This window comes from Sutcliffiella sp. FSL R7-0096 (genome assembly GCF_038595065.1).
In the GTDB taxonomy this organism is placed as follows: Bacteria; Bacillota; Bacilli; order Bacillales; family Bacillaceae_I; genus Sutcliffiella_A.
The window spans coordinates 4,312,968-4,336,163 of sequence record NZ_CP152003.1 but is presented as its reverse complement, the minus strand read 5'-3'; the positions used below and the strand labels follow the sequence as shown (position 1 = coordinate 4,336,163).

The window sequence follows — 23,196 nt, the reverse complement described above, 5'->3', positions numbered from 1 at the left end:
TAGGAGGGGTCTAAATTGATAGCAGTTAACAATGTTTATTTTGATAAGTTCAAAAATATAAAATTTAGATTACTTTGGATTAACCCTAACAACATTTACGGTTATGTTATTGACTGTGGGGAAAAACAAAAGTTACCTTACATTATTAATATAAGTGAATTAAATAGGGGGTTAATTGGAAATGAAATTGAACATATAGAAGACGAATTTACTGACCTCGTAAGAATTGATTCATTATCCCCTAAACTACAAAGTGAAAGTTTAAAAGCTTGGAACATAATTAAAGATATAGTAACAGTGGAACCTGATATTTATATTAGGGATCAACGATATAGACTAATTGAAAAGCAGATAGCTGAATTTAAGGTATCCGACGTAACGATTTATCATTACCTTAAAAGATATTGGTCTGGTGGTATGACCCAAAACGCACTTGCAAATAAAAAATATAACTCTGGTGGGAGAGGTAAAGATAAATTCTTAAAGTCTAAAAAAACAGGTAGGCCAAATTCAGAACACTCACCTTACACTGGTTTAAATGTTGACGAAAAGGTAAAAGGTCAAATCCGTTCAGCATTGAAAACCCACTACTTTGAAAAACATAGAAGTACCTATAAATTTGCGTATAAAATGATGTTACTAGAGCATTATTCGGAAAAAATAATAAATCCATATGGTCAAGAAGAACTAGTAACTGTTGCTGCATCGCCTTCCTATAGACAATTTATTTATTGGGCTAAAAAATTATATACATCTAAAGAAATAATTGAACATAAAGAGGGATCCAAAGCTTATGAACGAGACCATAGAGGGTTGCTTGGCTCTAGTGTATATGAAACTAACGGACCAGGTTCTAGATTTGAAATTGATTCAACACCAGCAAATATGTATATAGTAAGTGCATATGACAGAAATAAAATTATAGGAAAGCCTACTATATATATTTGCGTAGATGTTTTCAGTAGGTTAGTAACAGGGTTTCATGTAGGACTCGAATCAGTATCTTCATGGGATGGTGCTATTGCAGCAATGGTCAATACAATTACTAATAAGAAAGAGCTATGCCAAAAATATGGTATAGAAATGGAAGAATTTCAATGGCCTTCCTCTCATTTTCCTAAGGTGTTATTGGCAGATAAGGCAGAATTTATTGGGTATAACTCGGATAGCTTAGAATCAAATTTTAACATAACAATAGAAAATACTTCATCCTACCGTGGAGACATGAAAGGAACTGTAGAGAAATTATTAGACTTAATACCAGAACACATTTATCTTTTTGCACCAGGAACTATAGAAAAGGATTTTCAGCAAAGAGGCGGAAAAGATTATAGACTTGAAGCAAAACTAACTCTTAAGGAGTTTAGCCAACTTATGATTCGTTGCATCCTTCACTACAATGGAAGTTATTTAAAAACATATCCTTTTACAAAAGCAATGTTTGAAGACGGTTTAAAAGCAAAACCAAAAGATATATGGCATTGGGGAATAAGGAATTACGCCGGAGATTTAAAAAGTTATACTCCTAACTATGTATATATACATCTATTACCAGGAGGAGTGGGAGTAATTAAGAGAGATGGATTACACTTTAAGGGAGCTAGGTATTCTGCAAAGATAATAGAAGATAACAACTGGCTATCAAAAGCGCGAGTTGAGGGGAATTGGAGAGTCAATGTAAGGTATGACAAACGATTTACTGAAGAAATATATATGGAATATGGTAACAAACTTTATCCATGTTATTTGCTCCCCCATCAGGAGAGATACTTTGATGTTTCTTTTGAAGATATAGAATATTTAAATGAATTTATAAAAAAAGAACGAGCACAAGAAGATAAACACCAGGTTGGAAGAGATATAACACTTTATCATAACTTACAGACATTAACCAAGGAATATGTAGAAAAGGCTAATATAGAAATAAAGAAAACAATTTCTATCCCGAAAAGTCACATTATTAAAAATATTAAAGAAAATAGAAGAAAAGAAAGACAGATAAATTCTATTATCGATCAGAAAGCTTTAGTTGAAAAAACAGCTCCCTATGAGAAAGAAACTGGAACAGCAAGTTATAAGAAAAAATCTATCTTAGCTCTTGGTTTATATAAGGGGGGGCATGAATATGAAAATTGAAGAACAAAATTTAACAGTGGCAACGTATTTTAAACAAGATATCAAAGAATATGAAGGAAATCCATTTATTGAAGCACTGCCAGAAATAAAAAGTCAATCTTCGGTTTATGATACTTTAAATAAAACTATATTGTTTACTGATTTAGATAGAAGTTTACCTCTAGAACATAGATATCATTTAATTCTTCGATTCAGCACATTCTTTCAACCAATCAGTGCAACCTTAGATTTAGAAAGAAAACTTTCTATGTTGTTAAGATCTGGATATATTAGTAGAAACCCCTATAATAAAATTGCTAACCTAAGTCTATATGATAGAAATATTAATACATCAACTGTCTTCACTAAAAGTTTCTCATTAATGGGATTTCCAGGTATGGGGAAAAGCAGGAATATTGAATCTGTACTTTCTATGTATTCACAGGTCTTAGTTCATAGAAGCCCAGTAAATAGATTACAAATCGTATGGCTGAAATTAAATTGCCCTCATGATGGCTCTTTGAAAACTTTGTGTATTTCTTTCTTTAAAGAAATAGATAACCTAATAGGTACAGATTACTCCTATAAATTCGGAAACAATAGGGTTTCTGTTAGTGCTATGGTTACTCATATGGCACATTTATCAAAAATACATGTAATTGGAGTGCTTGTTATTGATGAAATTCAACATCTGTTAAGTAAAAGAGGAGGGTCTACTGAACAGATGATGAACTTTTTTGTAACTTTAACGAACTCTATAGGTATTCCTACTTTATTAATAGGGACTATGAGTGCGAAAAGTATTCTTCAGAAAGACTTAAGGCAGGCAAGAAGAAGCAGTGGTTTGGGAGATCTTGTTTGGGAGAATTTTAATTCAGATGATGAGGAATGGGATGCTATTGTAGAGACACTTTGGCAGAATCAGATTACAAGAGAATATACTCCATTAACTCCGCAGATAAAAAAACTACTCTATGAAGAAACGCAAGGCATAATAGATATTCTTATTAAATTGTTTTGGCTAACACAATGTCGCTCAATGGAATTAGGGATAGAAAAATTGAATGTAAAGTTAATTAAAGCAGTATCTCATGAAGATTTAAAATTAGTAAAGCCATTTATAGGTGCACTTAAGAGTAATAATGAAAAGGAAATTATTAAATACAATGATATTTTACCGTTAGATATAAAGGAATATATCAGCAATAGAAAAGGTAAGCCATTAAAAATAATTAGCGAAGCAAAAGGGCAGAAAAATATTTCCAAGTTTCAAGAAATTATGAACTATTTACAGCCTTTGAATCTTGATTTATATAAGACAGAAATAATAGTGAAAAGTTGCCTTTATGAGAATAAAAATGCAACTTTGGCAGAAGTATTAAAGATTGTTGTTAGTGAGTTAATGGAGAATAAGCAACCCATTAAAACTATTAAAACGGTCATTTATACGGAAATTTTAAAGTTAGCTAAGGAAGAAGATGCACCAGAAAAAATACACAAGTACTTAATTGATGCAAAATTTATTTCCAACCCCTTTGATGATTTTATGGGCGATAAACTATGAATATTTTTCCGGAACCTCACCAAGGTGAGATGTTATATTCAGTAATTAGTAGATATCATATTATTAGCGGAAATGGAAGTGTAGAGAAGCATACGCTTAAAGATTTATTTGAAAGTGAGAGTAAAAATCTGAAATTAGACTTCTCAAGTAATATTGGGAGTCTTTACAAAAAAACAAAGATTTTTAACGTAAAAGAAACAAGTGAAGATTGGATAATAGCACATACAAGCTATTGTTATTATATGTATTTTATGCAGGCAGAACTGAGAAAGAGAGTATTAAAAGAGATGATTGAAGATAATTACTACCATTTTCAGCTGTCTACTGGTAAAACAGCATCAAGAATTAAGGATTTTCCATACCTAAGGTTTTGTAGAAGCTGCGCAGAAGAAGATATGGCTAAGTTTGGATATTCATATTGGAGAATATTGCATCAACTTCCAGGGGTATTGGTTTGTCCCATTCATAACGAATATATTCAAATGAGCGATGTTAATAAAATTGATAAAGAGTTTGTTTTAATTAATAGTGAAAGATTAAAATCAAGTATTGATATTGGAGAGAAAAATAATGAGAAAGAAAGTTTAATAGACCTATCAAAACTAATTCATGAAATAATTGATGACGAAGGTGGGTTGCCCTTTGCAAGTGAATTACCGGAAATATATAGGAATTTGTTAAAGCAACTAGGGTTTGGCAAGTACCAGAAAGTAATTAAAACTCGTGAAGTAGCTGAAGAAATTATTAGTTACTACGGTGATGTACTAATAGATTTAGGTTTTAACTTGTCTAGAATTGGTAAACAACTAGCTTCATTATGGACTGAAAACAAAAGAAACAAACACCCTTTGTTTCATCTAATACTTATCAATTTCCTATACTATAAAATGAATATTAATAGAGGTATGATTAATATAAAAGGTTTTTTAGAAAATGGCTTAAGAATAAAAGATACAGCGCTTGTAAATAGAGAATATATTGAAGAAAAGCTTGTTTGTTTAAACCATCATTGTATGTCGTATAAGACGAATACTGGTGCATCTATTAAAACATATGTTTCAAATCAGACTATTTCTTCTACCTATTCTTGTAATATATGCGGAATGTCTTATGTTAAAAAAGGTAGTGATTTCGATACCATGGATTATACATGGGACTTATTGCATTTTTGTGGTCACATGCTAGCAGAGAAAATAAATTATCTATATCATATAGAAAAACACAAGATTTATACCATTGCGAAAATCTTAGGGATTCCTGAAAATTCAGTAAGATATTGTCTAGAACAAAAAAAGAAGCCTTTGGATATTAAATATTCGGTATATGACCAAGAGAAAGATCGCTCTGATTGGTTTAGGTTAGTAGAAAATAATCCAGGATTCAATATAACGGAAATAAAAAAATTAAATTATCCCCTATATAAACGATTATACAATAACGACAAAGAGTGGCTTAATAGCCTAACATATCATAAAAAAACTAGACAGTATAAACCCATTGTTAATTGGGAGCAAAGAGATGAAGAATATCTAGCTAGGGCTCGTATTTCTTATCTAGAGTTATTTTCGGATGATAATGACCCTAAGAGAATAACCCTTACTAGTATTTTGAGAAAAGCTAACATTAAATTGCATAAAAATCATTTTCCTATGCTTCCGAAAACCTATAGTTTTTTAAAAGAGCATGAAGAAGAACGGGAGGATTTTTATTTAAGGAGGGCTAAGACGATTTTAGATACTCAAAGGACCTTACCTATTGAACAAAGGTATAAGCGTAAAACCCTTAGCCATAAAGTGGGGTATTTTAATGTTAAGTGTAAAAAAAAGAAACAAATATTGAAGTCTATGGTCGATGACTTCTATGAATGAATAAAGGTATAGCTAAAAATGCAGTGTTCTTTCTTCAAAGGAAAAGTTTTATTATAAAAAAATATACTGATTTCAATCATATAGTATTCAACAAACGGGCCATTATATGTAGTATACCAGGGCGTAGTAATTAACGTTAATAACGTTAATTACTACGCCCTTTTTGTTTCTTTATTTACAACATATATATAGTAGATAAATATAGTAAACATAGTTTTCATAGAAAGAGAAACAAAAATACATCACTATTGTTTTTGGAGGTGATGTTAATGAAAGTGCAAGAGGTTTTAATTAATGACAGAAAAAGATATTTGCTTATTGATGGAGATAACAAACCTGTCGGTCCAGTTTTAAGGTTTCTTAAATATCTAGATAACATTGGAAAGGCCGAAAATACCTTAAAGTCATACTGTCATTATTTAAAGTTTTACTTTCAATTTTTAAACGAAAAAGAAAAAGAGTACAAGGAAGTGGATCTTAACCTTCTGGCGGAGTATGTATCTTGGCTAAGAAGTCCTAATCAATCTACTAAAGTAATTCAATTTCAACAAACAAAAGCAAGGAGATCTGAGCGAACAGTTAATACTATGGTGACTTGCGTTCAGAGTTTCTACGATTATTTAATGCGAATTGAAGATTATGAAAAAGATCTATCAGAAAAAACAAAGAAGCAAGTGATTGGGAATTACCGATCGTTCAAACCCTTTCTACATCATATATCAAAGGGGAAGCCACTTGATAAAAACATTTTAAAAATTAAAGAACCTCGGAGAGAGGTTTTAACACTTACAAAAGATCAGGTTCAATCTATTCATGATGCGTGTAGCAATATTCGAGATGCTTTATTGGTTCGAATTTTGTATGAAGGCGGTCTTAGAATTGGAGAGGCATTATCTTTATGGATCGAGGACTTTGATATTGGCTCTACCTCCATTCAAGTACGAGAATCTAAAACTGTAAACGGCAAAGGAAGAAGAGTATATGTATCTGGCGATACAATGAATGTTTTTCAAGATTACCTAATTGATTATCATGACGCGGATACCAATCATGTATTTATAAATCTAACTGGTCCTAATAAGGGAGAACCATTAAATTATCAAGCAGCTTTCGATGTAATTAAACGTATAAGAAAGAAAACCCAGATTGATATTACCCCCCATATGTTAAGGCATACTTATGCCACTGAGCTTCATGAACAAGGGGTAGAAATATCGATAATCCAAAAGTTGTTGGGTCATTCGAACGTTCAAACAACAATTAAGACTTATGTTCATCCCACCGATGTCACTATACGAAAAGAGTGGCAGAAAGCACATGACAAGATGAAAGGTGACAAGAATGATTTTATTAAATAAAGCAACTGAACAACAAGCTAGAGCTGTAAGATATGAGCAAATTTTACAAGAGTTAAGTGGGTATTGGGAAAACGAAGAATGGGATGCATTAGATTGTCCCCTTTACAAAAAAGAAATAATAATAAAAAGCCCAATAATTAAATTTGAGGAAACATTGAATCCAAGAATTAGAAATGAATTTAAATATTATTTCTTCAGTCGGTTGACTAATTTAGAAATAAATATGGCAACAGTATGGAGTAATTCTACTGCATTTAATAAATTGCAAGATTTTATTTTCAGATTCTATTCTGATATTGGTTCTATTCTAGACATCCCTTACGGGAAATTTTCAATTCACTATAAAACCTATCTTTTTGAACATGGGAAAAGCGACTTAACAGTAAAAGGCTACCTCCAGTTATACAACCGAATTTATTCATTTTTCTTTGACTGGTATGATCAACGGAAGGAAACAGAGAAAGATATTTGGGATGTTCGAAAACTAGGTATTGACTATAATAACAGTAATTGCGGGTACACTTTAAATTTCACTTCTGTACCAAGACCTTTTCAAAACTTGGCAAAAAGATATATCGAAAAACGTGTTCTAATACAAGAAAGTTTAAGCTGGGGTTCTGGCATACAAACCATGGCAAAGCTGCAAGAATTCTTTAAATATATTTATAAAAAGTATCCAAACTGGCAAGACTTAACCTCATTAAGTAGGAGAGATATCGAGGAATTTATGCATTATTTGCGAACCTCTCCAATGGGTGGAGATAGCGTTCACAAAGGTCAACCCCCTACTGAGAATCACATCCATCGCTCATTATCTGTACTAGAAACGTTTATTGTATATATTCAAAGATATGAATGGGATGAAGCTCCCAAAAAGCCTGTAGGAATCCTAATTGTACCTGAAGATAAACCTAGACTACCTCCAAAGGCATCTAACGAAATTAAATACATATCTGATTTTGTTTGGAATCAGATCATTGATCACATGGGAAAACTGCCGCAGGAGATTATTCCGGTTGTAATATTGTTAGAGACATCAGGCTTTAGAATTTCAGATGTGTGTTCTTTGAAAGTAGATTGCTTGATTCAAAGAGAAGATGGTTGGTGGATTACCGGAGATCAGCGTAAAGTAAAGGGGAAAAATCATCGGGTCCCAATTTCGGAAGAAATAGCTAAGGTTGTGCTTTCCCAACAAAAATTAACAAGGGAAAAATCGACTTCAGAAACAAATCCATTAAATTATTTATTTCCAACCTATCATGGTACAAGAAAAGGACAGCCCATTTCGCGTGACAATGTAGTAAATAATTTAAATAAACTAGCTATTGAAAATAATATAATGGATGAAAACGGAGATATCTATCGATGTAAAGCACATGCATTTAGACATCGTTATGGAGTAAACCTTATTAATAACGGTATGAACATTTTACATGTACAAAAGCTGATGGCTCATGTGAGCCCTGAAATGACACTGGTATACGCCCAGATTCATGATACAACCCTTCGAAAAGAATGGGAAAAAGCCACAAGTAATGGGGCTGTAAGATTAAATCCAGGTGGCAAAATTATCGCTACTAGTATAGAAAAACAAGCAGACGAAAATGGATTAGAGTTAGAATGGCTCCGCCACAATTTGGATTCCATTCGATTAGATCACGGTTTGTGTATTAAAAGCCCCAAAAATAATTGTGACTTTTTGGAACAAACTTTAGAACCACCATGTATAAAAAACAATTGCCGCAGTTTCCATGTAGATCTGACGTTTCTAGATTTCTATAACGACCAAATTCTTAAAATGGAATCTGATATTGAGATATATCAAAAATCAGGTAGAAATAGATCAATTGAAATTATTCAGCCAAAATTGAAAAAGTATAAAGAAATTAGAGATGGAATAATAAAAAATGGTGGGATTTATGGACTTCCTAAAACAAGAAGAGAATTGAGAAACTGAATATAGAAAGAGATGAAATACAATGGCAAATATAAACCCAAATACTCAACCACTTCTTCGAAGTATCGAAGAAAAACAGCAAAAAGCAAAGCAAAAGGTTGAAAGTACCATTAAAGAAATGATTAAACATAAAGAAAAGATAAATTTTAATTCTGTATCAGCAAAATCAGGGGTATCAAAACCATTTTTATATAAACACAGCGATATCAGGTCGAGAATTGAAACATTAAGAAAACAAGAAGAAAAATTAGATTCACCGAATCAAGTAAAACGAAACATGACAGACCATTCTAAAGATGTGATAATTGCATCACTTCGAAAGAAAATGATGCATCTCGAAGAAGAAAATAAGAAATTGAAGGAACAATTAAAGGTCGATTGGGCCGCAATTTATAAGGAAATCAATTAAAATAAACCATATCTTTATTAACATGTAAACATAGAATGAGGTTCGATCGAACCTCATTTTTTACCATGATACTATATATAATGGCCCGATTGTGGAGCAACTCATATCTGTGAAGTTGACTACATACTATACATTAAAAAAACTGCTAATTTCTAGCAGTTATAGATAATGTCTTTCGAAGTAGAAGAATGTCTTGATGAATAGCGTTACGCACGGGGTTATCGCTACATTTTTTGAAATCTTTTTGTAAACGTCCAAGTCCTCTAATAAATAGTAAGCGTTCAGCATTACTAATCATAGTGTATTTCCTCCTTTACATAGGAAAAGCAACACTATGTCTATACAAGTTATCACTTATACCAAGTATTTACAATATTTAAGGTTCAATTAGGCTATTAAATGAGTTCGAAGACAATCTACACTAAATTATTTATTTCCTTATTACACTATAGGGCGCAATCCTTGAATAAGGATTAGCGCTAATTTTAACTAATTGGATAGTTTGCAAAAAAATAGGTTAGAGGGAGAAGTTTAGGAAGGCTGACATTACCCTAGAGTTATCTCATAAGAAGAGTCCTTGAAAAAGTTGGTAAATAAATCATCCATCGATTGGTAAAGTATGTTAGAGTATTATTGTGTTATTATCTGAATGTTCTTAGACAAAGGAGGTAAAGTCCAATGGTAAAAAAATAATCTGAGAAAATCTATACAATTTAACCGAGCATGTAGATTTTCTCATTTCTCAAAAATAATTAAAAGAGGAGAAATAACATGCTAAATAAAATTACCCCATCTATTTATTATTTATCAAACGATGATATTAAAGAAAGACCAACTTTAGGGTTGGTTTGTGGAGATAAATTTAGTCTTGTAATAGACTCTGGAAATTCAGTCCAGCATGCACAAGACTTTTTAAAGGAAATTGAGGCTTTAAATCTGCCTCCAGTTAAATATTTGATTGTAACTCATGGACATTGGGACCATATCTTAGGGCTGAATGAATTTGGTGCTACAATCATAGTTAATAGCCTTACAAATCAAATACTAGAAGAGTGGCAAAGCTATTCTTTTGATGATGATTCCCTTCACAAATATGTAGAGTCTAATAGGATCTCTTCTAAATGTATGGAAATCATAATAAATGAAATACCCTTGAGGGATTCCTTTAGGTTAAACTCTGCGGATATTATATTTGAAAAATCCCTAACTATTGATCTAGGAAACAAGATTTGTGTCCTAGAAACAATAAAGGGAACGCATAGTGAAGATTCAACCATTATTTATATTCCTGACGATAAAGTTCTTTTTTTAGGTGATAGTGCTTATGGAACAACAACAAATTCTTTATTTCATTACAAACAATCGCTTTTATTGTCTATGATCGAAGATATTCAAAAGTATGATGCTAATTACTTCATACTTGGACATGAGTCTATTTGTGACTTAGAAGAAATGAATCTGTATTGGAAGGAACTTATCTCTACCAGCAAAGCCACAGATTCTACATCAATTGATAAAGCCATTGAACGCTTTGAAAGGGAGAATAATAGAACTCCCAATTCAAATGAACATTTCTTTATAAAAGCCTTTGTGAATGACCAAATAATTAAATCACAATTAAGTAAATGAATTTCTAACTAAAATTTGCACCAATAAGTTAACAGCAAACATAATATAGGGGCGATTCTTCTAATTGAAGGATCGCCTTTACCTTATTCAACTATCGGGCGCGATCCAGGAACAAGGATCAGCGCTCGTTTTTATATGGACCAAGACGATAAATAACTTAATGTAGGAATTCTTAGATTATGAAATAATTGGTATGAAGTAATCGGGTAGAATTATTTAACTTGAAATAATATTAGAAGCGGAGGCAGTTTAAATGGTATTTGAAACACTAACAGGACAACTATCGGTAGTAATTACTCTTGCATTTGGGTCATTACTAATTGTTCTATATCCTATGATAAATAGGGAAAATAAATATTTTGCTTGGTTTAGTCTGGTGATGGGAGTAATAGTATTGCTGCTTTTATTTTGGTTCACATTTGGTAACGAGGTTATCAGGGATCAAATATTAAAACATGGACTTCATTAAATATTTTTCAGCAAACGGGCGCATTTATCGAGCCAGTGGTAGGAATTCTTAAATGTGAATTGAATAATTAAGTATTTCTTAGAAGACTTGGGGGTCATATTTTTGTTACTTTACTTTTGATATATCATCTGTCTAATAAGTTATTAAAAATTGGGAGCTGATATATGATGATATACAAGAATTCACTCGATGGTATTTCTTCAGATATGTTAAAAGGTTTTTTTGTTAATTGGCCTAATCCACCAAAACTAGAAACTCACTTAAAACTGCTGAAAAATAGCAGTAAAGTAGTTATTGGGTTAGATGATAATACAGATCAAGTAATTGGATTTATTACCGCGATTAGCGACGGTGTTCTATCTGCCTATATTCCACTCCTTGAGGTGTTACCAGAGTACAAAAATAAAGGGATAGGTAAAGAACTAGTAAATCGTATGCTAAAAGAACTTGATGACATATACATGATTGATTTATGTTGTGACGATGACTTGGTTCCCTATTATGATAAGTTTGGTATGATAAAGACAAATGGTATGATTTTAAGGAATTATAAAAAGCAATCTGGAAGTTGAAATGAAATAGCAGCTATTCCATTTTGGAAGCTCTAATTTAGGATTTTAGTTCTTCAGCAATCGGGCGAAATTGTGGAGCAACACAGGTAGAAAATGATCAAGCATTTTTATAAAAACCAAACTTAAATCTACTAAAGAAGAATCCTTTTTGATCAATCTTTTTTCAAAATGGATTCTTCTTATTTATCGTAAAATAAGGATTTCGAGGTATTTTTGCTCAAATTTTATTTCAAAGCTACATCTTTTTTCAAAAGCAGGCTCTTTTATATTTGGAAATTCAACATAATAGGACGTGTTTTTAATCAAACTTTTTTATAACCCAACAATAGCTATAAAGATTGTTTTATTTCACAATCATAACGGGGCATTGTGCTCTCTTTGCAACCTTATGACTTACGCTCCCTAATACGAATTCTTGAAGTGTATTAAGCCCTCTGCTTCCTATAACTACTAAATCAAAATCGTATTCGTTAGCATGTTTTACAATAGAGGGTCCCGGCTCTCCACTAAGTGTCTTCACATTAAAAGTAATATTTGATTCTTTTGCTTTCTGCTCTACCCATCTAATTTTTTTCGTTCTTTTGTCATCCAAATCTGCTGTGTTCCAATTCTGTAAAACGTCAGATTTAGCTTGATCTCCGTCAATAACATACACAATTTCTAATAAAGAATCTTTGCTACATTTAGCAACTTCTATTGCCTTTTCAGCTGCTCTTTTTGAATGTTCTGATCCATCTGATGCAAGTAATATTTTATGAAACATCTTACGCCTCCTTGCTTAGTGTGAACCTAGTTTATTGGTTAATTTCTCAACTAATTCAGAACTATCCTCGTTTAACCCCGTTAGGATTACTTGTTTGCCACTTTCCTCGAATTTATTAACAATTTTGTCAATAGCAGCAATGGCAGAGTCGTCCCATAAATGCGATCTTCTCAAGTTGATCTCTACTGCCGAAACATCTTCTTTATAATCAAATTTAGTTAATAATTCTGTAACAGACGCGAAAAACAACTGACCTGTTAATTTATATATTCTTTTATTCCCATCAAGAGTGCTTTCTACACGAACTTTTGAAATCTTAGAAACGAAGAATATGGCACTTAAAAGTATCCCAGTAAAAACACCAATGGCAAGATTGTGAGTAAATATTACGGTTAGAACGGTTACTACCATTACCACAGCGTCAGTTCTTGGAATAAGGTGTAAGGTTTTTATTGAATTCCAGTCAAACGTACTTATAGCTACCATTATCATCACTCCAGCTAATGCGGCCATCGGAATTTGAACAACGATGTCTCCCAGTACAACGATTAGAAACATGAGGAAAATACCAGAAAACAAGGAGGATAATCTTCCTCTGCCTCCAGAACTTACATTAATAATCGATTGACCAATCATTGCACAACCTGCCATTCCTCCAAAGAATCCTGTAATAATATTGGCAATACCTTGTCCATTACTTTCGGAATTTTTATTACTTCCAGTATCCGTCATATCATCCACGATAGAGGCAGTCAACAAGGACTCTAATATACCTACTAAAGCAAGAGCAAGTGAGTAAGGGAGGATAATCATCAAAGTTTCTATAGATAGGGGAATGTCTGGAATGAAAAAGGAAGGCAGGGTTTTAGAAATAGTTCCCATATCCCCAACTGTCCGGACACCAGTATTACTAAAGATTGCGATCGTTGTTACTGTAATAATTGCGACTAAAGTAGAGGGAATGGTTTTATTTAGATAAGGAAACAAGTAAATAATACCAAGGGTCAAGGCTACTAATACAAACATAATCCAAGTTTCACCTATAAAATGCTCCAATTGTGCCATAAAAATTAATACTGCTAATGCATTAACAAATCCCACCATCACAGAACGTGGAATAAACTTCATATATCGAGCTAGTTTTAGCACACCAAAGATAATTTGTAAGACCCCTGTTAATATGGTTGCTGCCAATAAATACTGATATCCATGCTCTGCAACTAAGTGAATAAATAACAAGGCCATTGCTCCAGTTGCACCTGAAATCATTCCAGGTCTACCACCGACAAATGCAATGACAACAGCAATTGTAAAAGAAGCATATAATCCTACCATAGGATCTACTCCCGCTATTATGGAGAAAGCAATTGCCTCTGGTATTAAGGCTAATGCTACGACGATACCAGAAAGTATATCCCCTTTAATATTTCCAAACCATGAGTGAAAATAATTAGTGTTCTCCAAGATACCTCCTCCTTTCATGAATTATTATTTGCAAATAAGATAAATTCATGAATAGTGAAAGTAGATTAAATGTTAAAAGGAAAGTGATACCCAGCCACCAATATTTTCTAAATTGCATATTTGAATTTCTTAATAGTGTTGCTCCGAAGGGCACGATTGTGATTTAGTACAAGATAAGTTGTGGGTAACAGAACCAGATGGAAACGAATGGTTGAGTTTAAGCTTGTTCGTGATGAAATTGGAGCAGAAGACTTAATCTGTTGCTGCAAACTTCCTAATTTTATCGAAAATTGACATATAAAAAAAGCCCTGAAAGTTAGGACTTTACGGATAAAAGAATTTACTTTTCCCCTGGTTACCCGAACGCTGGTACCGGGCCTATTTGTATTTTTTTGAAGTTCATACGAAATATCGAGGAAAATGAAGTAAGGGGAAGAATGAAAGAGCTATTTCTTATTGTTTGCGTTTTCAGGGAGATTTGCAGACATTTTATTCTGTGTTATGATTCATTCTGTTGCAAACGGACCCGACTTTCTTGAGAGTAGAAAGTCAACAACTAAATATTATAGAAAGAGGTGTGCTATGAACGTAGCAAACTTAAAACAAGAATGGTTCGGTAATGTACGCGGAGACGTACTTGCCGGTATGACCGTAGCATTAGCCCTCATTCCAGAAGCAATCGCATTTTCTATCATTGCAGGTGTGGACCCGATGGTAGGCTTATATGCTTCTTTCTGTATCGCAGTAATAATTGCGTTTACAGGTGGACGACCAGGAATGATTTCTGCAGCAACTGGAGCCATGGCATTACTGATGATTACATTAGTTGCCGATCATGGTGTGCAGTATCTTTTTGCTGCAACAATCCTGACAGGTATCATTCAGATACTGATGGGGATATTCAAGCTAGGTAAGTATTTGTCTTTCTTACCACAGGCAGTCATTATCGGTTTTGTTAATGCACTAGCAATTCTTATCTTTATGGCTCAATTGGAGCAATTTGTTGGTGCAACTTGGGTAATGTATGCTTTTGTAGCAGCTACACTAGCTATCATCTATATTTTACCTCGATTTACTAAAGCTATTCCATCTGCTTTGTTTGCGATTGCTGTAATCACTGCAATTGCCATCTTTGGTGGAGGTTTTGGCTTAAGTACTGTTGGAGATCAAGGGGAGATTACTAGAGCCCTTCCTATTTTCAACATTCCGATGGTTGAACTTTCTTGGGAAACATTTATGATTGTTTTACCTTACGCATTTACTCTAGCGATTGTAGGTAATTTAGAATCTTTATTAACAGCAACAATCGTTGATGAGATGACAGAAACCAAAAGTGATAAAAACCGTGAGATGAAGGGTCAAGGTATTGCCAATGTCATTACTGGATTCTTCGGTGGTATGGCTGGTTGTGCAATGATTGGTCAATCGGTGATTAATGTTAAATCTGGTGGTAGGGGAAGGCTTTCTTCCATGGTTGCCGGAGTGTTCTTATTATTCCTCATTATGGTTCTTGGAGATATTGTCGTGCAAATTCCTATGGCAGCACTTGTAGGTGTAATGTTCATGGTAGCAATTGGTACGTTCGACTGGCAATCTATTCGTGAACTGCACAAGATTCCTCGTGCAGATGCAGTTGTTATGATTGTAACAGTAGCAATTGTTGTTTACACGCATGATTTGGCAAAAGGTGTGGCAGCAGGGGTTGTTTTAAGTGCCTTGATCTTCGGATGGAAAATGGCCAAAATTAAAGCAACAATGACATTAAGAGAAAATAAAGTATATTATCACATTTCTGGACAAATGTTCTTTGGAACGATGAGCCACTTTGTAGAACTTTTTGATTATAACAATGACCCAAAAGAAGTGGTTATTGACTTCAGTAACACGCATGTCTGGGACCAATCAGCAGTAACAGCCATTGCAAAAACGGTATTGAAATATCAAAAGTTAGGTAAGAGTGTGAGCATTGTCGGACTGAATCCGGAAAGTGAAGCATTAGTAAATAAAATTGGTCTATCTGCACCGTCAGGGCATTAATAGAGAAAAAGGATGAGGGATTTTGACCCTCATCCTTTTTCTTGTTTTACGACCATTACAGGGCAGTGGGCATCATGAAGAACCTGATGACTAACACTGCCGAATATCACTTCACCGAACGTGCCCAATCCTCTGCTCCCCATCACGATTAAATCAAAGTTCTGATCGATGGCCAGTCTTACAATCTCCTCTGCGGCTTCCCCAATTGCAACCTCCAGGTGAAAATCCACCTCATTTTCCTTGAATATGCGGATTGTCTGTAATAGCTTTTCATATGCATCATTTCTTAAGACTTGTTCCACGTCAAAATTAGCTAACAGTAATTTATCTTTTGGTGGAGCTTCTTCGACCACATGAACAATGGTCAATGAGGAATTCTTCATTTGTTTCACTAGATCAGCTGCATGAATGGCTGCGTTTTGAGCATGTTTGGATCCATCAAGAGCAACAAGAATTTTTTTCATCGAGAATAATCCCCCCTAAGCCAATTATACAGTTAAGCGAGAAAAGACTGCAAAATAAAAAGGAGCGATTCGCTCCTATGAAGTGTGATGAAAAAACGAAAACCATGCAGCGACGGATGCAAGCAATGATTTACCCTTTTTTATTTGTATTTGAAATTCCTTTTTTGCTTCTTCTTGTTCCACATGTAGGTTCTGAAAAGCTCGTCGTCTGTATTGATAATCCATCATAACAACAGCATCACCTTTCCCATTCATATGATTTTGGAAGCGTTTTCTTTATTATAACAATTAACTGACTATTCTGCAATATTGGTATGTATGGGCAGATGATTGCACTCTACCCGCAAATTTTATCGGAGGTTATCATGAACAGAAATATTGGTTAAAGCTTGTCCGGCTTCATTTTGATATTCCTGAATGGTCGCAAGGTCACCTAAAGCAACCATACCGACAATTTGGTTGTTTTCAACTACCGGAAGCCTTCTAATCTGATTCTGAGCCATTAATTGGGCTGCTTCATGAACGCTCATGGAGCTGTTTCCAGCAACAATGTTTGAGGACATACAGGAAGAGACAGGGGTATTGGCATCCAAACCTTGAGAAGTAGTTCGGATCGTTATATCCCTGTCGGTGATGATGCCAGCTAATTGCCCATTTTGGATAACCGGAATCGATCCTATATTATGCTGCTGCATTAATGCGGCAGCCTCCTTTACACTTTGTGTTGCCTCAATTGTTATAATGTTTTTTGCCATAATGTTGTTTAATGTTTGCGTCATTGTCATTCCTCCTTTATTTTCTACTTTTTCCTTCAGGATGTATTTTATTCATGTGTGTTTATACATAAATTTCGTTTACGATATTTTGTATATCTGTTATAGTTTAATGGGAATGTTTAGGGAATCGAAATAAATGTGTAGGTGAGAACAATGAATCAATCAACTAAATTGCCCTTCACTCCACCTTTTTATTATGGTTGGGTTATTGTTGCAATGGCAGCAATGTCGGTCTTTTTTTCAGGTCCGGGTCAGACATATTCTATTTCCATCTTTATCACTGCTTATCTTGAGCATTTCGGGTGGAGTAGTACCTTAGTATCAACCATGTACCTTTTTGCCACCCTTTTTGCAGGATTTCTGCTCTTTGTGATTGGGAGATTTGTAGATAGATTCGGCCAAAGACGTATGACAGTATTTGTTGCAGCGATGTTGGGAATCGCTTGCATCTTTAATGCATTCCTATTGGGACCAGTTATGTTGTTTATAGGATTCTTCCTGTTAAGACTTTTCGGTCAAGGATCTTTAACCCTGATACCAGGCACGCTCATTCCTCAGTGGTTCGTTATTAAGAGAGGAAGAGCCATGAGTTTTTTGGCTTTTGGAAGTTTTATCAGTGCAGCTGCCTTACCTCCAGCGAATGCTTGGTTAATTGACCAATTTGGATGGCAGATTTCTTGGTTCGTTTGGGGTGGATTACTGTTAGGAGTATTTCTTCCTTTGGCCTATTTTTTTATTCGTAACAAACCGGAAGATGTCGGTCTTTTTCCTGACAATGTTGCACTAAATGAGTTGCAGAATGAAGCCAGTAATCGTCCTTCCATATTTGAAGAAGCATGGACAGTAAAGGAAGCTATGAAAACCAAGCAATTTTGGTTATTGCTCTTTTGTGTTGCCGTCCCATCCATGGTGAATACAGGTATTGTTTTTCACTTTGTCCCAATCATGGCTGAAAGCAATATCGGACGAACAGAAGCAGCATTTATTCTGAGCCTGATGGCGATTGTATCATTTCCTTTTACCTTTATTGCAGGCTTTGCTGTCGAAAAAATAAAAGTCAATTACATCATTGCCTTGGTGTTTTTTGGGCAGATTGGAATAATGTTTTTACTTGTGAGCACAGATTCCTATTACACTGCTATCTTGTTTGGAATTGCTCGAGGAGTTGTTGGAGGGTTTGAAGCCATAAGTTTAGGAATTATTTGGCCGAACTATTTTGGAAGAGCCAATATTGGAAGCATTAAAGGTGTTTCCTCCACTGTTATGGTAATCGGTTCGGCATTTGGCCCACTGCCATTTGCTCTTGCCTATGATTTTTATGGTGGATATCAAGAAATACTTTATCTTATGATGCTATTTCCACTAATCGGAATGGTCTTCGCGGTTGTAGCAAGGAAACCAAATAAAGATAGGGTTTTGGTTCATAAAAAGGTTTCATAAGCAATACAGTGTGGTTATTTCTACTTTTCACCTAATTCGAAGTTTGTTGAAAACTGTAACTTATCAAGTTATTACTCTTATAATATCACTCAGTTTTTCCTGTAAAAACTCCATTAGTAATTAATTCTCTTTGACTCTATGTGGCAGCACAAATATTCTTAATTTGTTTTGTTAAGAATAGTATAGGGTGAATAGCCGAAATTACTAAGGAGGAATAACTACATGTTTGGATGGTTTAAACCAGGCGTGCGAACAAGGGAAATCGTTACAACATCAATTAATTACTATGATTCACCTACTGACTTAAACCTATATTGGGATGAAGTGCTTGAGGTATTAACATTATGCGAGGAGGGGAGTAAAGAAAATATTAATATACTAAAGGAAAAATACGATTTTCAATTTAAATCCTCAGATTTGTATGTAACTCTGGTTACTCCTAAGTTACCAGGTTATACACCTTCAAGAAGTCACTATCCTGGAGAGTCATGGGATTTTTCAATTGAAAAATTGGAAAGAATCTATGAAGAGGAGCTTGAGGGTAGAAAAAAGCAAATGGAATGGAAAATGAAAAAAGCTGAAGAAGAAAAATTACATGAACTACTAAATACTAATGAAAACTTACAAAAGATTTTAAAGGAACAACGTGACAAAAATAAAAAGCATCAAGTTTGAAAAATGCTATTATAAAGTAATGGTTGAAAATGGATTTATGTGCAATAGAAAGATAGGAGTGATTATTAATAAACTGAAACTCCCAAAATTTGATTTAACAAGAAAAGGAACTTCATTCATATATTGAAGTTCCTTTATTCTTGCAATATCATCACACACTGTATCAGTTACTTGTTTTTGAAATATCATAAATAACTGGAAGAATCATTGGCCTTCTTCCCGTAGCTTTATATACAAAAGGTTCCACTTTCTCTGCTATATCAGTGCGGAGGTCAATCCATCTGTTGTTTTTGGATGCAAGTGATTCCGTTGTTATTGTATGGGCCAAATCCTTTATTTTTCTGATTAAATCATCGGATTCTCTTATGAATACAAATCCTCTGGAAATAATCTCAGGACCTGAAACGATTTTTTTTATTCGAAAATTTATTGCCACTACGACAAGTAAGACACCAGATTGGGAGAATCTCTGTCGATCACGAAGAACAATCGTCCCAATATCTCCAATACCCTCTCCATCCACATATACCGCATTGGCTGGAACTGACCTGGAAACGGACGCATGTTCATCAGCAATTTCAAGTACCATTCCGTTATCTAAAAGATAAGAATTCTCGGCCGGGATACCACAATCCTGTGCCAACTTTACATGTTGCTTCAACATCTTATATTCGCCATGTATAGGAACGAAAAATTTAGGCTTCAAAAGGGTAAGCATCAGTTTTAATTCTTCCTGGGCCCCATGACCTGATGTATGGATTGCCTTTAGACGGTGGTGTAAAATATGTGCACCGGAACGGCTAAGTTGATTAATAATTTTATTAATGCTCAATGTGTTCCCTGGTATTGGTGAGGACGAGAATATGATCGTATCATGCTTTTTTATGGCGAGCTGAGGGTGCTTGTGATACGCAATTCTTGATAGTGCAGCAAATGGTTCACCCTGGCTACCTGTACAGATTACGAGAATCTGATCATCGGGATAATGGTTCACTTTTGAAGCTTCAATCAATGTTTTATCGGGAATTTTCAAATACCCTAATTTGCTTCCTATTTTTACAGCCTTCAATAAGCTTCTGCCTAGAATAATTATTTTTCTGTTATGTAAGACGGCAGCATCAATCGCCTGCTGAAACCGATACATATTGGATGCAAACGTTGCAAAGATGATTCTTCCTTGTATTTGTCCGAATAGTTCATGAATGGTCTTTTTAATTTTAGATTCTGATAATGAGTAGCCCGGAATCTCACTGTTTGTACTGTCTGAAAGAAGGCATAAGACCCCTTCCTTCCCGACTGCAGCAATTTTCTCTAAATTGGAAACCGGTCCGATGGGGGTCAAATCAAACTTGAAATCTCCTGTATGAACTATATTCCCTAGTGGTGAGTGAACAACGATTCCGTATGAGTCAGGAATACTATGCGTGGTTCTGAAACAATCTACCTCTAGTTGTCCAAACTTCACATTCTTACCTTCGGCCAATTCATGAAAAGTGGCTTTATGAACCAGGCCATGTTCTTTAAGCCTCTCCTTTATTAATTCGATGGCCAGTTTTCCTGCGTAAATTGGGATGTTAACTCGTTTTAGTAAATATGGAATACCACCGATATGATCTTCGTGCCCATGGGTAATAAATATACCTTTAATTTTGTGTTGGTTTTCAACTAGATACGTATAATCAGGTATGACATAATCAATTCCGAATAGTTCATCCGTAGGGAATTTTATACCTGCGTCAATAATCAACAATTCATCCTTGTACTCTATGCAGTATGTATTTTTCCCGATTTCACCGAGTCCGCCTAACGCAAAAATACCGAGGTCTTTCATTTGTTTGTTCATGTGCTCTACTCCGTTCTATAATATAAATTAAGTTTAACATAAACTGTAAGATTTGAAGAAGGACTCTCACTGGAAAGCAAATTGAACTCTACCAAAGGAAGCCTTTATTAGTGGAGTTTAAAGCATTACTTGAAGGTATGATATAAGCGAAAATTTGTCTAAAAAAGTAATAATAAATAATATGAGATTGTAATAACTACAATTAGAGAGGATGTGAATTCACTCTTAAGTTGTTACACAAAATGGGAGCAATAAGAGAAGATCATAATTAATGTCTTTTAAGTCTATCTTGAAATCGAGTCTTCTGCTAAAGGGCGCGATCCAGGAACAAGGATCAGCGCCATTCTTGTCGTGACCAAAGAGAATTTCATATTGTAGGAATTATTAGATTATGAAATAATTGGAATTAAGCAAACGGGCAGTTTTCAGGCTTAAGAAGCTATCAAAGCATCAAGATAAACGATGAAAAATTTCTTTAGGAGGTCTATTCATGATTGAAAGAATTGACACATTGTGCCTGAGGGTTAGTGATATTGAGAAATCTAGTGATTGGTACCAAGAATTATTAGGATTAAAAGTAGCTTTTAAGGGGGAAGGCTATCAAGTTTTAAATGTTGGGGATGGCAGCAGTGTACCTTTAACAATTGAAAAGGGTGATACTAACCCTGGTGATAATCAGAGTTATCCTATATTCTTTTCCAAGGATATTAAAAGAACGTATAAAAATTTGAAGGAGCAGGGTGTAAGTGTAAGTGAACTACATAATGATGGTGTAAATAAATTCTTCAACTTTTATGACTTGGATGGTAATAAATTGCAAGTATGTTTTTTTGAGTGATTTTAGTGATAATCAAATATACTTGTTTATTTAAACGAGATTCCCTTTATTGATGACCGTTTACTAATAAGGATCTTCAATAAAAGGGCGCTTTCCTATAACAAGGATCAGCGCTCATTTTATATTAGCAAAGATGTATAAAGTATATAAAAATAAGATAATTAAAACGGAGTAAGGTGGATTTGTAAATGAATAGTAAAATTAAAATTTATGAAACAGAATCTCAATATTTTAACCCCTATAAACACTTTATTTCACGTATTAAAGAAATGGAGAAAAAATCCGTTTATGGGGCTAAGGTTGCCAAAAAGTGGACTGGATTTTTAAATCAATCTCTTAGTAGTGAAATTTACCCTGTTACTCATCCGATAGGGCAGGAAACCTTTTCATTATATGTAGAGTATCCAACTGGTGTATTTGAATATGCTTTAGACATTGAATGTGCTACTTCATTTATTAAAGAAGAGGGTATTAAGCCAGTACAATTTTCTCCGTCGAACATGATTGATGCTGTTGATCAAGGTAACATAAATAAAGATTCAAATCTGATTAACCCCAATCATAAAAATCCTGTAATGGTTCTCCAGAGTCGATATTTAACGAATAACAAACCATATTGTATTAATGGAAACCATAGGATATTTGAAGCATATCGAAATAATGTTGAACAAATAGAAGTTTATGTTTTTAAAGAATTGGAGTTTGTTCCTTTCTTTTATGACGTTCTAAGTAGAGAAATATATTATTTAGAAATTGATTACCATAATGTAGTTAATGAAAAAAGATAAATATTGCATAGGAAAAATTGGTGCATTTGAAAATGAATTTAATACATTTATTCAACGGATGCTTATCTGGGATAGTAAGCTTCTTAATTACGTGAAATATCTATTGAGAAATGTTCAATGTTTGAAATTAAAAATCAAGAAAACGTTTATATTTACAAAACAATGAA

At 34.0% G+C, this 23,196-nt stretch carries 21 protein-coding genes; 14 read left to right on the top strand and 7 right to left on the bottom strand.

Annotated elements, in window-relative coordinates:
* Positions 1-15 precede the first annotated feature (15 nt).
* From MKY77_RS22180 to MKY77_RS22155, 6 genes are all read left to right on the top strand, one after another.
* Complete coding sequence (locus MKY77_RS22180; RefSeq protein ID WP_339147844.1) at positions 16-2,136, top strand: hypothetical protein; 2,121 nt, start codon at positions 16-18, stop codon at positions 2,134-2,136.
* Entirely contained in the window at positions 2,126-3,679 is a 1,554-nt protein-coding gene (locus tag MKY77_RS22175; RefSeq protein ID WP_339147843.1) for an ATP-binding protein, read from the top strand. Before MKY77_RS22180 ends, MKY77_RS22175 begins: the two co-directional genes overlap by 11 nt.
* Positions 3,676-5,547 (top strand): TnsD family Tn7-like transposition protein, encoded by a 1,872-nt coding sequence (locus MKY77_RS22170; RefSeq protein WP_339147842.1) that lies wholly within the window; start codon positions 3,676-3,678, stop codon positions 5,545-5,547. The genes MKY77_RS22175 and MKY77_RS22170 overlap by 4 nt, the downstream gene beginning before the upstream one ends.
* A gap of 269 nt (positions 5,548-5,816) precedes the next feature.
* Entirely contained in the window at positions 5,817-6,905 is a 1,089-nt protein-coding gene (locus MKY77_RS22165; protein ID WP_339146269.1) for a tyrosine-type recombinase/integrase, read from the top strand.
* Complete coding sequence (locus MKY77_RS22160) at positions 6,889-8,862, top strand: tyrosine-type recombinase/integrase (RefSeq protein ID WP_339146267.1); 1,974 nt, start codon at positions 6,889-6,891, stop codon at positions 8,860-8,862. The genes MKY77_RS22165 and MKY77_RS22160 overlap by 17 nt, the downstream gene beginning before the upstream one ends.
* Before the next feature lie 22 nt (positions 8,863-8,884).
* Positions 8,885-9,271 (top strand): DUF6262 family protein, encoded by a 387-nt coding sequence (locus tag MKY77_RS22155; protein WP_339146265.1) that lies wholly within the window; start codon positions 8,885-8,887, stop codon positions 9,269-9,271.
* Positions 9,272-9,416: 145 nt separating this feature from the next.
* On the opposite strand, the gene MKY77_RS22150 is transcribed toward MKY77_RS22155, so the two are convergent.
* Entirely contained in the window at positions 9,417-9,569 is a 153-nt protein-coding gene (locus MKY77_RS22150; protein WP_339147840.1) for a hypothetical protein, read from the bottom strand.
* A gap of 473 nt (positions 9,570-10,042) precedes the next feature.
* Here MKY77_RS22150 and MKY77_RS22145 point away from each other — a divergent pair, with 473 nt between their 5' ends.
* The 3 genes from MKY77_RS22145 (at position 10,043) to MKY77_RS22135 (ending at position 11,941) form a co-directional block, all read left to right on the top strand.
* The gene (locus tag MKY77_RS22145; protein WP_339147839.1) at positions 10,043-10,900 is read left to right on the top strand and encodes an MBL fold metallo-hydrolase; all 858 of its coding nucleotides are present in this window, start codon (positions 10,043-10,045) and stop codon (positions 10,898-10,900) included.
* Positions 10,901-11,153: 253 nt separating this feature from the next.
* On the top strand, positions 11,154-11,369 hold the full coding sequence (locus MKY77_RS22140; RefSeq protein WP_339147838.1) for a hypothetical protein: 216 nt from the start codon (positions 11,154-11,156) through the stop codon (positions 11,367-11,369).
* Between the two features lie 167 nt (positions 11,370-11,536).
* The gene (locus MKY77_RS22135; protein ID WP_339149893.1) at positions 11,537-11,941 is read left to right on the top strand and encodes a GNAT family N-acetyltransferase; all 405 of its coding nucleotides are present in this window, start codon (positions 11,537-11,539) and stop codon (positions 11,939-11,941) included.
* 343 nt (positions 11,942-12,284) lie between these two features.
* Here MKY77_RS22135 and MKY77_RS22130 read toward each other — a convergent pair whose 3' ends face one another.
* Positions 12,285-12,704, bottom strand: coding sequence for a universal stress protein (locus tag MKY77_RS22130; RefSeq protein ID WP_339147837.1), 420 nt, complete (start codon positions 12,702-12,704; stop codon positions 12,285-12,287).
* 15 nt (positions 12,705-12,719) lie between these two features.
* Positions 12,720-14,186: a SulP family inorganic anion transporter gene (locus MKY77_RS22125; protein ID WP_339147836.1), complete on the bottom strand. Its 1,467-nt coding sequence runs from the start codon at positions 14,184-14,186 to the stop codon at positions 12,720-12,722.
* 564 nt (positions 14,187-14,750) lie between these two features.
* Here MKY77_RS22125 and MKY77_RS22120 point away from each other — a divergent pair.
* Positions 14,751-16,205, top strand: a complete 1,455-nt coding sequence (locus tag MKY77_RS22120) for a SulP family inorganic anion transporter (protein ID WP_339147835.1) — start codon at positions 14,751-14,753, stop codon at positions 16,203-16,205.
* A gap of 29 nt (positions 16,206-16,234) precedes the next feature.
* Here MKY77_RS22120 and MKY77_RS22115 read toward each other — a convergent pair whose 3' ends face one another.
* The 3 genes from MKY77_RS22115 to MKY77_RS22105 all read right to left on the bottom strand — a co-directional run bounded on the left by MKY77_RS22115 (position 16,235) and on the right by MKY77_RS22105 (position 17,448).
* Positions 16,235-16,669 (bottom strand): universal stress protein, encoded by a 435-nt coding sequence (locus MKY77_RS22115; protein ID WP_339147834.1) that lies wholly within the window; start codon positions 16,667-16,669, stop codon positions 16,235-16,237.
* Positions 16,670-16,744: 75 nt separating this feature from the next.
* Complete coding sequence (locus tag MKY77_RS22110; protein ID WP_342515476.1) at positions 16,745-16,924, bottom strand: hypothetical protein; 180 nt, start codon at positions 16,922-16,924, stop codon at positions 16,745-16,747.
* 95 nt (positions 16,925-17,019) lie between these two features.
* Entirely contained in the window at positions 17,020-17,448 is a 429-nt protein-coding gene (locus MKY77_RS22105) for a CBS domain-containing protein (RefSeq protein WP_339147832.1), read from the bottom strand.
* 150 nt (positions 17,449-17,598) lie between these two features.
* Between MKY77_RS22105 and MKY77_RS22100 the strand changes: the two genes are divergently transcribed.
* On the top strand, positions 17,599-18,885 hold the full coding sequence (locus MKY77_RS22100; RefSeq protein WP_339147831.1) for an MFS transporter: 1,287 nt from the start codon (positions 17,599-17,601) through the stop codon (positions 18,883-18,885).
* Between the two features lie 222 nt (positions 18,886-19,107).
* A complete protein-coding gene (locus MKY77_RS22095; protein WP_339147830.1) occupies positions 19,108-19,560 on the top strand; it encodes a hypothetical protein in 453 nt (150 codons plus the stop codon).
* A 163-nt stretch (positions 19,561-19,723) separates the two neighbouring features.
* Here the strand turns inward: MKY77_RS22095 and MKY77_RS22090 are convergent, their stop codons facing one another.
* Positions 19,724-21,403, bottom strand: a complete 1,680-nt coding sequence (locus tag MKY77_RS22090) for a ribonuclease J (protein ID WP_339147829.1) — start codon at positions 21,401-21,403, stop codon at positions 19,724-19,726.
* A 490-nt stretch (positions 21,404-21,893) separates the two neighbouring features.
* Between MKY77_RS22090 and MKY77_RS22085 the strand changes: the two genes are divergently transcribed.
* Positions 21,894-22,241: a VOC family protein gene (locus MKY77_RS22085; protein WP_339147828.1), complete on the top strand. Its 348-nt coding sequence runs from the start codon at positions 21,894-21,896 to the stop codon at positions 22,239-22,241.
* A 188-nt stretch (positions 22,242-22,429) separates the two neighbouring features.
* A complete protein-coding gene (locus MKY77_RS22080) occupies positions 22,430-23,029 on the top strand; it encodes a hypothetical protein (protein ID WP_339147827.1) in 600 nt (199 codons plus the stop codon).
* Positions 23,030-23,196 lie beyond the last annotated feature (167 nt).

Excerpts from the sequence above, each read along its gene's own strand:
- MKY77_RS22175 (WP_339147843.1), top strand. The coding sequence starts at position 2,126 with ATGAAAATTGAAGAACAAAATTTAACAGTGGCAACGTATTTTAAACAA.
- MKY77_RS22170 (WP_339147842.1), top strand. The coding sequence starts at position 3,676 with ATGAATATTTTTCCGGAACCTCACCAAGGTGAGATGTTATATTCAGTA.
- MKY77_RS22165 (WP_339146269.1), top strand. The coding sequence starts at position 5,817 with ATGAAAGTGCAAGAGGTTTTAATTAATGACAGAAAAAGATATTTGCTT.
- MKY77_RS22160 (WP_339146267.1), top strand. The coding sequence starts at position 6,889 with ATGATTTTATTAAATAAAGCAACTGAACAACAAGCTAGAGCTGTAAGA.
- MKY77_RS22155 (WP_339146265.1), top strand. The coding sequence starts at position 8,885 with ATGGCAAATATAAACCCAAATACTCAACCACTTCTTCGAAGTATCGAA.
- MKY77_RS22150 (WP_339147840.1), bottom strand. The coding sequence starts at position 9,569 with ATGATTAGTAATGCTGAACGCTTACTATTTATTAGAGGACTTGGACGT.
- MKY77_RS22145 (WP_339147839.1), top strand. The coding sequence starts at position 10,043 with ATGCTAAATAAAATTACCCCATCTATTTATTATTTATCAAACGATGAT.
- MKY77_RS22140 (WP_339147838.1), top strand. The coding sequence starts at position 11,154 with ATGGTATTTGAAACACTAACAGGACAACTATCGGTAGTAATTACTCTT.
- MKY77_RS22135 (WP_339149893.1), top strand. The coding sequence starts at position 11,537 with ATGATATACAAGAATTCACTCGATGGTATTTCTTCAGATATGTTAAAA.
- MKY77_RS22130 (WP_339147837.1), bottom strand. The coding sequence starts at position 12,704 with ATGTTTCATAAAATATTACTTGCATCAGATGGATCAGAACATTCAAAA.
- MKY77_RS22125 (WP_339147836.1), bottom strand. The coding sequence starts at position 14,186 with ATGAAAGGAGGAGGTATCTTGGAGAACACTAATTATTTTCACTCATGG.
- MKY77_RS22120 (WP_339147835.1), top strand. The coding sequence starts at position 14,751 with ATGAACGTAGCAAACTTAAAACAAGAATGGTTCGGTAATGTACGCGGA.
- MKY77_RS22115 (WP_339147834.1), bottom strand. The coding sequence starts at position 16,669 with ATGAAAAAAATTCTTGTTGCTCTTGATGGATCCAAACATGCTCAAAAC.
- MKY77_RS22110 (WP_342515476.1), bottom strand. The coding sequence starts at position 16,924 with ATGAATGGGAAAGGTGATGCTGTTGTTATGATGGATTATCAATACAGA.
- MKY77_RS22105 (WP_339147832.1), bottom strand. The coding sequence starts at position 17,448 with ATGACGCAAACATTAAACAACATTATGGCAAAAAACATTATAACAATT.
- MKY77_RS22100 (WP_339147831.1), top strand. The coding sequence starts at position 17,599 with ATGAATCAATCAACTAAATTGCCCTTCACTCCACCTTTTTATTATGGT.
- MKY77_RS22095 (WP_339147830.1), top strand. The coding sequence starts at position 19,108 with ATGTTTGGATGGTTTAAACCAGGCGTGCGAACAAGGGAAATCGTTACA.
- MKY77_RS22090 (WP_339147829.1), bottom strand. The coding sequence starts at position 21,403 with ATGAACAAACAAATGAAAGACCTCGGTATTTTTGCGTTAGGCGGACTC.
- MKY77_RS22085 (WP_339147828.1), top strand. The coding sequence starts at position 21,894 with ATGATTGAAAGAATTGACACATTGTGCCTGAGGGTTAGTGATATTGAG.
- MKY77_RS22080 (WP_339147827.1), top strand. The coding sequence starts at position 22,430 with ATGAATAGTAAAATTAAAATTTATGAAACAGAATCTCAATATTTTAAC.